The following is an 11,704-nucleotide window of genomic DNA, read 5'->3' as shown; positions in this document are numbered from 1 at the left end:
ACTTAATCGTTTCGATTTAGTCTATGATAAATCTACATTGTGATTAGAAATATAATCAGCAATCTATTTGAGACTCCTCAATATATAATGACATGTCCTATTTTTTTCATCTCTTGAAAAAACGATCCTGCACATCGGCAACTATTATCCAGAGATGGCGAGAGCTAGCTTCTCAATAAGAAATGTTTGAACTTCAATTCATCGACCAGTTGCTTTACTGATCACGTCTAAAGAATCCCTCATGGCAGTTCAAATTCCTCGCCCTGTTTCGGTAGGATTACGTTGAATTCCTTTTTGAGTTCACTAGCCAGTGCCTCTCTATTTTCACTGTGGCAGAGAACAACATTTCGAGGTGAACAGGCTCTTATAAACTCTAATAACTCGTCATGATCTGAATGCGCGGAGAGATCAAAGGCCTCAATTTCACATTTTACCTTCTCTTTAACGCCGTAAATATCTATCATCCCTGTCTCCACAAGTTGCCTTCCATTCGACCCCTCTACTTGGTAGCCTGTTAAAAGCACCGCACTCTTTCTATCATCCTTAATATCTTTGAGATATTCCAAAACGGGACCACCATCAAGCATCCCACCCGTTGTGACTATGACTTCTCCCTTCTTCGCGCGCTCCCTTCCAGCCGGGGTTCGAACTTCCTTGAATCGACTTTTTGCGACTCTGAGATTCTTTTCTGATCGTAAGTATTCGGGCTGATCAAGATAGAGTCTTGTTATCGTTTTTCCCATGCCATCGACCCACATATCGTAGGATTCATTCCTCAGGATTAACATAACCTCCTGCGTTCTGCCAACGGCAAAGCAGGGTAGGATCGCCTTTCCGCCACGATTCACGACCTCGCTTATCTTCTCTAGAAGACGCTTCTCTGTTTTTGCACGGTTCGGATGAGTTCTTCCCGCATAGGTTGCCTCGATAATAAGATTATCACACTTAACTGGATGAGCTCCCCATACCAGCTGGGTGTTCCTTGTATTCAGATCGCCTGTAAAGAGGGTAATTTCGTCTCCTCTTAATTCATACATAGCCGCTCCTGGAACATGACCCGCACTGTGCATTTCTACCTCAAAGCCTGCGACATCGACAGTCTCTCCAAATTCCATTGTGGTGAAGTTCTTAAGCGCATATTTGATGTCATTATTTTCGAAGGGACGCGGATAACCTTCTGCATCAGCGACTTTAAGAGCATCTTCAAGCAACACTTTTGTAATTGACATCGTTGATGAGGTGGCAACTATCTCCGTATCATACCGTTTACAGAGCCAGGGAACCATTCCACTGTGATCTAAATGGCAATGTGACAAAAATGCATAATCTACAGGTGGGCTTGGCATTGGGTACTGAGGCGGTTTGGCCGGTCTCATACCATACTCCAGAAGCACACTTGCATCTCTGTGGCGAATGAAGATTCCCATTCTCCCAACTACGTCGGCTCCGCCTAGAAACTTGATATTCACTCTTCACAACCTCCTGAAAGCTCATTACTCTCCAACAATCTGAATAATGACTTTTCTATTTCTAGCTCGGGTGTCTAATTCGACCAAGACAATTTGTTGCCACGTGCCCAATTCGGGTTTCCCCTTTGAAAAGGGAATTGTTAATGATGTGCCAAGTAGTGATGACCTAATATGAGAATGTCCGTTTCCATCACCCCATGCTAGATTGTGATCGTAATTGGCGTTTCTTGGAGCGATCCGTTCGAGACATCTGATCAGATCATTTCTTAAGCCCAGCTCGTTTTCCATTGTTATTAAAGCAGCGGTTGAATGAGGAACAAAAACGCATGCTAAACCATCAGAGATGCCTGAGGTTCGAATAGCATCTGTAACGTGGTCAGTAATATCTACTATGTCACACTCGCTATTGGTCTCAATCGTTATGGTTTTCCTAAACATCATTGTTCAAAACCGCCAAGTCAAACGTTAGTATAAGCATTTTTTGGTGCGCTTAATCCAAATGAGAGCAATATCTTTTTTTCCAACTAACAATTCTCTCTCAAATAATTCGATGGCATCGTTGACTTAATAAATTCGTTTAAGATGTTAATTGGTGAATTAAAATTTCTTGAGATATCGCGAGAAAATCATGGAGAATATTGTATATGTAGCAAAATCCATCTATGGCCGAGCGCCAAAGGTTCATAATAAAGCGAAATATCTAAAATGCCATTTGTCGAAGTTCCTCTTTACAGGGAAGAGAAAAGTCAAATTCAATTTTCTTTGTTGAGATTAAGAAAAGATTAATAATTCAAATATTATTGTTCATTTGTGTCCAATCCCGCTTCGACCGCTTGGGTTTATAGAAAGATGAGGGGGGTACAAAATTATCGAATCTGGCTAGAATCAGATTTTAGGGTAAAACTCATAAAATGTGGCATTGAAAAAGCGGGCAGTATTAACAGACTTGGGAGGGAGCTCGGTTACAAATCTCGTGTTCATCCTGGCTGGAGCATCAGGCAGATTCTTCTCGGTAAACAAGCCTTTCCATACGAAAGGCTTCAACGCCTTGCAGAATATCTTAATATGGACATGGAAGAGATTTTGAGGTATCAGGCAAAGCGTGATAAGATCACGCTTGAGAGTACAAGGAGGGCCTTACAGGAATACGGATTGCTATATTATTTGCCCAGATAGGTCTGACAATCGTCGTTTCACGTAAAACTCAAGTGTTTTCGGCTCATCATGCGAATTATAATCTATGTTTTCACCATCTGGAAAAAATGCCAATGCACATTTACAAAAAGCATATATACCTAAATAAATATTAGAATAGCGTCAGACGCATGTCCGACCGAAGGGATAGGGGTGCTATTCAGGAAGAAGAGTTCCAATGATGATGGAAGAAACGAGCATTCTATTCAGCGGCAGGTTTATAGGGTTGCAGAGATTGACGAAGGCGACGAGTCTAAAAAAATCAAATCAACAAAGATCGCATATAGCTTTTGGAGTGCAGTCAAGTATATTTTTATACTCTCCTTTTTGTTGTGGTGGTTGCCGATACTTGGCCAGATGATAGCTGGTTATGTAGGCGGACGAAGAGCAGGGAGCCCGTGGAAAGGAGCCTTAGCTGCATTATTGCCGCTTGCGATCATCTTTGCTCTTACTTCTGCTATCGATGCCGGTTGGATCCCAACGACGATAGGCGGAATAAATATTACCCCAGGGGCAATTATGGGTGTATTGGCGTCAAGCGTCCCTTTCCTCGATTCATACATCAATTTCGCTTCTTTGTATCTTAACAGCTTTGTATCCCTGCTACAGTCAACAATTTCGTTCAGACTTGACAGTTATATAATCACAATAGCTTTCGCTTACATAGGCGGCATCATTGCCGATCAGACGCGAAGGGAGATGGAATATGTCTCAAGGCATGGAGGCCCGAGGACAACAGTCGTGGTCGAGGGCGGAGGTGTCTCTCATCTGCTCCCGCAAAATCAAGGCGTATTGCCCGCTCTTAATCTCAGGAGCAGAGCTAGAAATTCTGCAATGGTGAGCTTTGAAGATCTTCAGGCATTGACAGCCGATGCGGAATTTGGCGATGAAGATCTCCCACCCCTTAGATATGCTCATAAGCTTATAGAAAAAGAAGTAGATGAAGTTCCAATTTCGCCTAAGGAAAAAAAGCTAATTGATAGGCGTGCCCGTATCATGGCTAAGAAGCAAAAAACCATAGAAAGAAAGGTAAAGAAAAAAGGCAAACTCCCTGACGGGCTGGTTAATAGAGCATTGGCAAAAAGTCGAACGAATCGATTGAGTCATAATAAGAATCCTGAACCGGCTAATGATTGGGAATTCATGTAGTGTTTAAACTGCGGACTCCAAGAACATTAGAAAAGCCTCATTGTCAAAAAACGGATCATTTTTTAATGTCGTTTACACGCCTATTTGGTTTTCGGCTTTCAGATGATTGAAAGCTGGTCCAATTGATATCATGAAGTCGCCTTCTTGGCATCCCATTGGTCATCAAATAGGCAAAACATATGCACCAAATAAAATAAGATTAAATCGTAGTAGTATTTCGCGGAAGAATATTTATACAAAGAGCTTTTTTCCCGGCCTTTGGCGATCGAGAAATGTTCTGTCCGGAATGCAAATCATTAATGTTTCCTAGAAATGGTGTATTCAAATGCAGTAAATGCGGTAAGGAACAAAAGATGAATGGTGAGAAACAGACGTTCACCACAAGACTTCGAGAAAAAGAAATGGTAGTCATAGATTCAAATGCTCCAACGCTGCCAAAAACGAATGTCGAATGTCCAAAGTGCGGGCATAATGAAGCATTTTGGGTTTTGAGACAAACAAGGGCTGCTGATGAACCAGAGACGCGCATATTTCGTTGCACTGAATGTGGTTACTCGTGGCGCGAATACTAATTCCAGCAAACACCATTTTGGGTAAGGTTTATTATTGAAAAAGCGCTTACGGCATAGGGGGAATTCATGCTGCATGCAAGGGTAAAGTCAGAGATTCTCAAGAGTATCGTCGAGGTTGTCTCTACGCTTGTGGACGAGGCGAAGTTCAATATTGCACCAGATAAACTCAGTTTAAAAGCCGTTGACCCTGCTCATGTTGCGATGGTCAATCTCTCGCTTCAAAAAGGAGCATTTGAAGAATACAAGGCAGATGACACTGAGCTGGGGATTGATCTTGACAAAATTAAAGAAGTGCTCAGACTCTCGAAGGCTGGAGAAATTATCGAGCTAGAGCAGGATGAGGCGCGCAACAGGCTCGTAATCAACGTTGGCAATATTACAAGAAGAATGAACCTTGTCGATACTACTGGGATGTCTGATCCAAAGGTCCCAAATCTCAATTTGCCAGCTACAGTGGTTGTAACATCTGATGAACTCCAGAAAGGAATAAAGGCAGCTGAAAACATTTCGGATTACATAGCACTTACGGCGTCTCCAGACGGGTTTGAAATGTTCTCGGAAGGGGATACTGATTCTGTAAGCCTTAAGCTTTCTAAGGATCTTCTTATAGTGCTGGAATGCAAGGAAAAGGTGAGAAGCCTCTTTCCATTGGATTACTTCTCAAACATGATTCGGGCAATCCCGTCGGGCACATCAGTGAAAATCAATCTCGGAAACGATTTTCCTGTAAAATTGGAGTTTCAAATCGCTGATGGAAAAGGTGAAGTGAATTATTTACTGGCCCCGCGGATCGAGAGCGATTAGAGTTTAAGAGACTCGAGTATTTTGACTTCCTGATCTGGAAGCTCAATCACAATACTTAGTTTATCTCTTAGACCAGATTTTTCTATTTTATCGCGCAACAATTCATCAATTTGAAAGATGCCAGCAGAGTTGTTCATCTTTATTTCGATTCTGACTGGCTTTTCATTTCCTTTCATGATTTTAACTTTGTCAATCGCAAGAGCTGATACGGAATGAATATTGATGCTTCCCGCCCTAAACGGTATCCTCGCCCTCCCTTTCTCCATATCAAGTGCATCAGCAATTCTTACTATTCCAGCTTCAAGCGTCAGAGGAACACATTCCTCGTGATGAGCAATCATTGCATGTAGAGTTTCGGTAATGAGCACTGTAAGCGCAGGTTCAGAGTAAAACTCTGAGAGAATCCTTCTCAGAATCGGCGGTGCTAAAACAAGTGAGAATTCCTCATGCGCGTTGCGATGAACTGCATGGCCTATATCATGAAGTGCAGAAGCAAGCACAACAATGATCTCAGCTTCTTCATTTCTCATCCCATAATCTTCTACGATGTTTGGTCTTTCGCCACTTTCAATGAGAATTCGTAGTATCCTAAGTGCAGTAGTCGCTACAATCTTAACATGGGTTGGTCCGTGATCATTGTAGCCCATTCTGTCGATTGCCATAACATTTGAAGCCCGCCAGAGTGAAAGTATTTCCTGATCGTTATTGATTCTATCGATAATCTTGTCAAGTGTGACGTTTGTACCGCAAGGGAGTCGAAAACTTCCTCTCATATTGCTAGACTATTTGATCACTTGGCTAAAAAATTTGGCTTTTGAACCTCGATGCTAGAAGTTCATTAGTGAAGTAAGAAGCGCAAAAGCTTTTTAATCGGAATCCTGCTATTCTCCATCCCCTTCCCTGAGGTGCTCGAGTTTGAGAGGTTTGAGTGACGAGGAAGTTGCTTTCCTTGAACAGAAGGCAAATGCAATTCGAAGACATGTTCTCCGCATGACTTATGCAGCTGGATCCGGACATCCTGGTGGATCGTTGTCAAGTGCAGATATCCTCTCAGCTCTGTACTTTAAAATACTCAATCACCGTCCACATGAGCCTGAGTGGGAGGATCGAGATCGTTTCGTCCTTTCCAAAGGACACGCTGCCCCTGCATATTATGCGGCTCTCGCGGAAAGTGGTTATTTTCCAACTAGCGAGCTTCTTACACTAAGGAAACTTGGTAGCCGGTTACAAGGGCATCCATCCAGGGGTAAGACGCCTGGCGTAGAAATGTCAACGGGTTCCCTCGGGCAGGGACTTAGTGTTGCAAACGGAATGGCTCTCGCTGCGAGGTTGAAAAATAAGTCCTATCGTGTCTACTGTCTGTGTGGTGATGGGGAAATTGAAAGTGGTCAAATATGGGAAGCTGCTATGCTTGCATCTCACTATAAGATTGATAACATAACGGTTTTCATCGACAGAAATGGATTGCAGATCGACGGATCCACTGAGCGAGTCATGTCAATTGAGCCTCTTTCAGAGAAGTGGAAGGCTTTTGGGTGGCATGTAATAGAAATTAATGGCCACAATATGAGGCAAATTTTAAGCGCATCCGAAGAGGCAAAAACGATTAAGAAAACGCCAACGGTCATTATCGCTCATACAATAAAGGGCAAAGGCGTTTCATTTATGGAGAATTCTATTGCGTTCCATGGCAAAGCGCCAAATGCAGAGGAGCTGAAGCGCGGGTTGAGAGAACTAGGGGAAGAGATATGAAGAGGCCATTTGCGAGCCAGCGAAAGGAATATGGTAAGGCGCTCGTTGAGATTGGAGGGCGTAGAAGTGATGTTGTGGTGCTTGATGCTGATCTGTCCTCTTCTACACGAACGGTTGAATTTGCGACCAGATTTCCAGAACGTTTCTTCAATTGTGGAATCGCTGAGCAAAACATGATGGGCACTGCAGCGGGTCTTGCAGCTAGCGGGATGATTGTTTTCGCTTCTTCATTTGCCGTCTTTGCAACAGGTCGTTGCTGGGATCAAATAAGACAATCAATCGCTTATCCAAAACTCAATGTGAAGATTGTCGCAACGCATGCGGGAATAACGGTGGGTGGGGACGGAGCCTCCCATCAGACGGCTGAGGATATTGCGCTGATGCGCACTATGCCTAATATGACAGTCGTCGTCCCTGCTGATGCTCCAGAAACGTACAAGGCCATCCATGCAGTTGTTGATTGGCCGGGACCTTGTTACGTCCGCCTCGGCCGAGTTGATTTTCCAGTTGTAACGGATCCCGCAACTCCATTTGCCATCGGAAAGGCCAACGAAATGGCGGCCGGCGAGGATCTCGCGATCATTGCAACCGGTCAAATGGTGGCCGCTGCTCTCGATGCTAGAGAAGAGCTTATTAGGAGTGGTATTTCTGCCTCTGTAATTAACATGAGCACCATCAAACCACTCGACGAGGAGACTGTTCTCAAGTGGGCACGCAAGACTGGCGCTATTGTAACGGCAGAGGAACACAACGTCCTTTCGGGACTAGGGAGTGCGGTGGCAACGTGCCTGTGTGAGAATTATCCAGTACCAATGAGAAGGGTGGGAATTCCCGACACTTTTGGAGAGTCTGGCGAAAGCGAAGAGTTAATGGTAAAGTACGGTCTCACAAGTAGTGAAATAATCAAAGCCGCAATTGATGTGGTTGGGAGGAAGAGAAAATGAAGATCTTTATTGATAGTGCAAATATCGATCAAATCAAAGAAGTTGCGAGCTGGGGGATTCTTGACGGTGTAACAACCAATCCGACTCTTGTGGCGAAGGAGGGGAGGGATTTCAATACACTCATTCGTGAAATCTGCGAGATAGTCGATGGTCCTGTGAGTGTAGAAGCTGTCAGTATGAATTGTGCAGAGATTGTGAAAGAGGCACACGCACTTGCTTCAATACATGAGAATATTGTTATTAAAATACCCATAATTGAAGAAGGCCTAAAAGCAACGAAGGAGCTTTCTCGTGAGGGCATCAAGGTCAATACGACGCTTGTCTTTTCCGCCGCTCAGGCACTTCTTGCTGCTAAGGCTGGAGCTAGATACATCTCGCCGTTTGTTGGCAGGCTGGACGATGTGGGTCATGATGGAATGGAAATCGTTGCGCAGATTCTTGATGTTATCTACAATTACAACTTTGAGACTGAGGTGATCGTTGCAAGTGTAAGACAGCCAAACCATGTGATCGAAGCGGCAATGCTGGGCGCTCACATTGCCACCGTACCTTATGATGTTTTGAAGAAAATGCTGAAACATCCCCTAACTGATGTGGGCATCGAGCGATTTTTGAAGGATTGGGAAAAGGTCCGACGTTGATGAGAAATGTTGCGAAACATCTTCTGGCCACATCTCAGCAAGAGCTATATCGTCAATAAGGTGTTGTTAATCATGTGTCGGCGTGCTATCATTCTTGATCCTAGCCTATAAGGCCACACAGGTCTTCTATAGAAGATGAAAATTGAATTATCGTGGCGAATTTGAATGTGGATATTTCGCAATAGTAATTGGTTGAAAGGATATCGTTCATAACTTCTATTTTTCATTCTCTATTACCATGCAGAATTACGTTTGAGACTTCAGGCAAAAAACACCAAAAACTCTGCAAGAAATTAGGGAGTCGAAATAGCTAGCTCCAAGGATTCCCAATGGCGAGCTGAACGGTGCGGGAGACTGCTATATTGTGGCGATTTCCAAAAATCACATAGACTGAATCGTAAAGAATCTCGAAGGTCTGAAACGATTCGTGCGCGAGATTACGGTAACTGAAGGAAAGCATAACGTTCCATCTCAAAATATTTGCAGCGAATTGGATATGGCCAAGAGGAACAAAGCAGACCGGTGTTTACCATTTTGTGCCGCTTCAACGGGTAATTATTATAAAAGGGCAGCAAAATATTCGAAGTACTTACAAATGTGGAATTCAAACGGATATAGAAAAACACTGTTATCTATCGTACTCGGAAACATCAAGCGACGGTATGTCATCCAAAATCATCGCGTTAGTGCCTTTCATGAAACCAATGAATGCAATTAGTATCGATTTGATTGTATGATGAGGCTGCAAAATTGATAGAACTCGAAACGAAGAAGTTCTCAAGGAATACGATATACTCGAAACAAAAAATCCATTTATGAAGATCGATTCATGAGAAAGGTAGCTACTCGAGTCTTATTTATCGAAGCGTTCTTTTGAGATTTTGCTGGAATAAGGAAGAAATACTAACCGATGAATGTGGGGTTTGATGGAATTCGATATTGTTATCGTTGGTGGTGGCCCAGTTGGATGCCATCTTGCATCTCATACAGCAAAGTCATTACGCACGGTTATTATTGAGGAGCACAGAGAAATTGGAGATCCTATCCAGTGCGCTGGTCTTGTCACCCCAAGAGTTATTGAAATGACAGGTACGCAAGAATCAGTTCTAAACGAACTCTCTGGAGCATATTTCCATTTCCCCGGAGGTCAGGTTATTGAATTGTGGGCAAAAGGAATCAAAGCGCTTGTTGTGGACAGGAAGAATTTTGATAAGATTTGTTGTGATAGGGCGACCTCAGTTGGCTCTACATTAATGTTGGGAACCAAGTTTTTAGGTTTCGACAGAGAAAAAAATAAAATTAAAGTAATGCTCGATGAGGAAGGCGAGCAAAGCGAAATAACAACAAATCTATTGATCGGTGCAGACGGCTACAAGTCTAAAGTTGCTGAGTACAGTGGCCTCGGAAAAAGTCCCCAATTTGTGAGGGGATTCCAGGTCGATCTGGATTACGAAATGGATGATCAGGACGCTGTTCATGTTTATTTCGGCAATAAAACTGCTCCAGGCTTCTTCGCATGGTCGATTCCATGTGGATCTTTCACGAGAATTGGGCTTTGCATGAGCCCCAATACTGGCACGCCGTCAACGTACCTGAGGCGATTGATTTCCAGACTAGGCATGGAAAAATGTGAATGGCTGAGATCATACTCAGGGGTAATTCCCATCGGTGTTCTCGAGTGCACGTATTCAGATGGATTGATGATTGTTGGAGATGCTGCTGGCCAGGCAAAACCTCTGAGCGGTGGCGGATTGTACACGGGGTGTACTGCAGCTGACTGTGCGGCACGGATTGCCATTCGGAGTCTTGAAATCGGGGACTGCTCGGCCCGCACGCTGGCAAGTTATCAAAGAGAATGGAAAAAGAAGATTGGGAGAGAGCTCGAGCGAGGATATCGGTTGCGCAAAATCTTCTTGCAACTTAATGACAAGGATCTCGATGAAATTGCATCCATCCTCAAAAGAGAGGAAGTTGTTGAGGTGTTATCGACAGGTGATATCGATTTCCCAAGTTTGATTGCGGCATCTGTTTTGAGAGTGGCGCCAGCGCTCTTGAAATTCTCGCCAAAATTGCTGGCATCATTCTTACGTGGTTAGTGCATCGTCGGAAAAATCAAATATACGGTTAATTCTGCAATTTTGAAAATGTTCCTGGCAAAGGTCGAAAAAGTTAAGGGAGAATCAATAAGACGCGTGCTCTTTGCGTGCAATGCGGTTAGAAAAGATTTAGCCATCATTGAAAAAGGCAATTATTTGCTCATTCCACTAAAGGAAGATGTCAATGTGAGCGTCCTGAAAGATCTCGATTTGAACCTCATTGAGGGAGAGAGCTTCCCGCGGACGTATTATAAAATGCCCTTTGAGCGCATAGTCGATATCATAAATATTCCGAATGAAATAAAATCGTTGCTTCCCAGAAAGTGGGAGAAATTCGGCGATGTGGTTATCTTGAAATTTCCTTCAGAGCTTGACGACTATGAAAGCGAAATTGCCAGAGCGTATGCGAAGGTACTTCGTGCAAAGACTGTTTGCAGGGAAGCTGGAATCATAACGGGTCCTTATCGAGAACCTTGTGTCAAGATAATATACGGTAATGAAACGGAAACAGTTCATACCGAAAACGGTGTAAAGTATAAATTCGACGTATCAAAGATCATGTTTTCTTCTGGTAATATAAATGAGCGGAAGCGCATGGGAGAGCTCCAATGCAAGGGCGAGACTATCGTCGATATGTTTGCGGGGATTGGGTATTTTGCATTGCCTATTGCAGTTCATGCTAAGCCGAGAAAGATTATTGCTTGCGAAATAAATCCAACAGCCTACCATTACCTAATAGAAAATGTACGGCTCAACCGCGTCGAGTCCATCATCAATACGTATCTCGGAGACAACCGCGATTTTCCTGGCGATCAGATAGCAGATAGAATCATTATGGGTTATATAGGCACTACAAGGAATTTCCTTCCCAAAGCGATAAGTCTTATAAAGCCTGGTGGAATCATACACTATCACGATGTCTCTCCGATTAATCATTATCCTCATGAACCACTGAGAGTCCTTGATGAATCTTTCCGGGGACATCGATATGAACTTCTTGGCATGAGAGTGGTGAAGTCTTACGGCCCGTCAACAATTCATTTTGTTGCAGATCTGAGAGTGGCTCACTGAATGATTCTTCGA

12 protein-coding genes are annotated in these 11,704 nt (G+C 43.5%); 9 read left to right on the top strand and 3 right to left on the bottom strand.

From position 1 onward, the window contains the following. Nucleotides 1-239: 239 nt before the first annotated feature. Nucleotides 240-1,469, bottom strand: a complete 1,230-nt coding sequence (locus QW087_06315; protein ID MEM2944333.1) for an MBL fold metallo-hydrolase — start codon at nucleotides 1,467-1,469, stop codon at nucleotides 240-242. Nucleotides 1,470-1,493: 24 nt separating this feature from the next. Next, entirely contained in the window at nucleotides 1,494-1,910 is a 417-nt protein-coding gene (locus QW087_06310; GenBank protein MEM2944332.1) for a secondary thiamine-phosphate synthase enzyme YjbQ, read from the bottom strand. Between the two features lie 369 nt (nucleotides 1,911-2,279). Between QW087_06310 and QW087_06305 the strand changes: the two genes are divergently transcribed. The 4 genes from QW087_06305 to pcn all read left to right on the top strand — a co-directional run bounded on the left by QW087_06305 (nucleotide 2,280) and on the right by pcn (nucleotide 5,188). Beyond that, nucleotides 2,280-2,645, top strand: coding sequence for a hypothetical protein (locus QW087_06305; protein MEM2944331.1), 366 nt, complete (start codon nucleotides 2,280-2,282; stop codon nucleotides 2,643-2,645). A 171-nt stretch (nucleotides 2,646-2,816) separates the two neighbouring features. Continuing rightward, on the top strand, nucleotides 2,817-3,812 hold the full coding sequence (locus tag QW087_06300; protein ID MEM2944330.1) for a hypothetical protein: 996 nt from the start codon (nucleotides 2,817-2,819) through the stop codon (nucleotides 3,810-3,812). A gap of 272 nt (nucleotides 3,813-4,084) precedes the next feature. Continuing rightward, nucleotides 4,085-4,384, top strand: coding sequence for a transcription factor S (locus QW087_06295; GenBank protein ID MEM2944329.1), 300 nt, complete (start codon nucleotides 4,085-4,087; stop codon nucleotides 4,382-4,384). 66 nt (nucleotides 4,385-4,450) lie between these two features. After that, the gene (pcn, locus tag QW087_06290) at nucleotides 4,451-5,188 is read left to right on the top strand and encodes a proliferating cell nuclear antigen (pcna) (GenBank protein MEM2944328.1); all 738 of its coding nucleotides are present in this window, start codon (nucleotides 4,451-4,453) and stop codon (nucleotides 5,186-5,188) included. Here the strand turns inward: pcn and QW087_06285 are convergent. Beyond that, nucleotides 5,185-5,961, bottom strand: coding sequence for an HD domain-containing protein (locus QW087_06285; GenBank protein ID MEM2944327.1), 777 nt, complete (start codon nucleotides 5,959-5,961; stop codon nucleotides 5,185-5,187). The genes pcn and QW087_06285 overlap by 4 nt on opposite strands. Nucleotides 5,962-6,103: 142 nt before the next feature. Here QW087_06285 and QW087_06280 point away from each other — a divergent pair, with 142 nt between their 5' ends. From QW087_06280 to QW087_06260, 5 genes are all read left to right on the top strand, one after another. Beyond that, nucleotides 6,104-6,940, top strand: a complete 837-nt coding sequence (locus QW087_06280) for a transketolase (GenBank protein MEM2944326.1) — start codon at nucleotides 6,104-6,106, stop codon at nucleotides 6,938-6,940. Then, the gene (locus tag QW087_06275) at nucleotides 6,937-7,884 is read left to right on the top strand and encodes a transketolase family protein (protein MEM2944325.1); all 948 of its coding nucleotides are present in this window, start codon (nucleotides 6,937-6,939) and stop codon (nucleotides 7,882-7,884) included. The genes QW087_06280 and QW087_06275 overlap by 4 nt, the downstream gene beginning before the upstream one ends. Continuing rightward, nucleotides 7,881-8,525: a fructose-6-phosphate aldolase gene (gene fsa / locus QW087_06270; protein MEM2944324.1), complete on the top strand. Its 645-nt coding sequence runs from the start codon at nucleotides 7,881-7,883 to the stop codon at nucleotides 8,523-8,525. The genes QW087_06275 and fsa overlap by 4 nt, the downstream gene beginning before the upstream one ends. A gap of 926 nt (nucleotides 8,526-9,451) precedes the next feature. Then, nucleotides 9,452-10,621 carry an NAD(P)/FAD-dependent oxidoreductase gene (locus QW087_06265; protein ID MEM2944323.1) on the top strand — a complete coding sequence of 390 codons (1,170 nt, stop codon included), beginning with the start codon at nucleotides 9,452-9,454 and terminating at the stop codon, nucleotides 10,619-10,621. 48 nt (nucleotides 10,622-10,669) lie between these two features. Next, the gene (locus tag QW087_06260) at nucleotides 10,670-11,692 is read left to right on the top strand and encodes a class I SAM-dependent methyltransferase family protein (GenBank protein MEM2944322.1); all 1,023 of its coding nucleotides are present in this window, start codon (nucleotides 10,670-10,672) and stop codon (nucleotides 11,690-11,692) included. Nucleotides 11,693-11,704 lie beyond the last annotated feature (12 nt).

It is taken from the genome of Methanomassiliicoccales archaeon, assembly GCA_038850735.1.
GTDB lineage: Archaea > Thermoplasmatota > Thermoplasmata > Methanomassiliicoccales > JACIVX01 > JACIVX01.
The sequence above is the reverse complement of the archived record's forward strand: the minus strand, read 5'-3'. Positions and strand labels throughout refer to the sequence as shown.

What these genes read in the sequence shown, in the direction of transcription:
- QW087_06260 (MEM2944322.1), top strand. Translation starts at nt 10,670, where the DNA reads ATGTTCCTGGCAAAGGTCGAAAAAGTTAAGGGAGAATCAATAAGACGC.
- QW087_06265 (MEM2944323.1), top strand. Translation starts at nt 9,452, where the DNA reads ATGGAATTCGATATTGTTATCGTTGGTGGTGGCCCAGTTGGATGCCAT.
- QW087_06310 (MEM2944332.1), bottom strand. Translation starts at nt 1,910, where the DNA reads ATGATGTTTAGGAAAACCATAACGATTGAGACCAATAGCGAGTGTGAC.
- QW087_06295 (MEM2944329.1), top strand. Translation starts at nt 4,085, where the DNA reads ATGTTCTGTCCGGAATGCAAATCATTAATGTTTCCTAGAAATGGTGTA.
- fsa (MEM2944324.1), top strand. Translation starts at nt 7,881, where the DNA reads ATGAAGATCTTTATTGATAGTGCAAATATCGATCAAATCAAAGAAGTT.
- QW087_06285 (MEM2944327.1), bottom strand. Translation starts at nt 5,961, where the DNA reads ATGAGAGGAAGTTTTCGACTCCCTTGCGGTACAAACGTCACACTTGAC.
- pcn (MEM2944328.1), top strand. Translation starts at nt 4,451, where the DNA reads ATGCTGCATGCAAGGGTAAAGTCAGAGATTCTCAAGAGTATCGTCGAG.
- QW087_06275 (MEM2944325.1), top strand. Translation starts at nt 6,937, where the DNA reads ATGAAGAGGCCATTTGCGAGCCAGCGAAAGGAATATGGTAAGGCGCTC.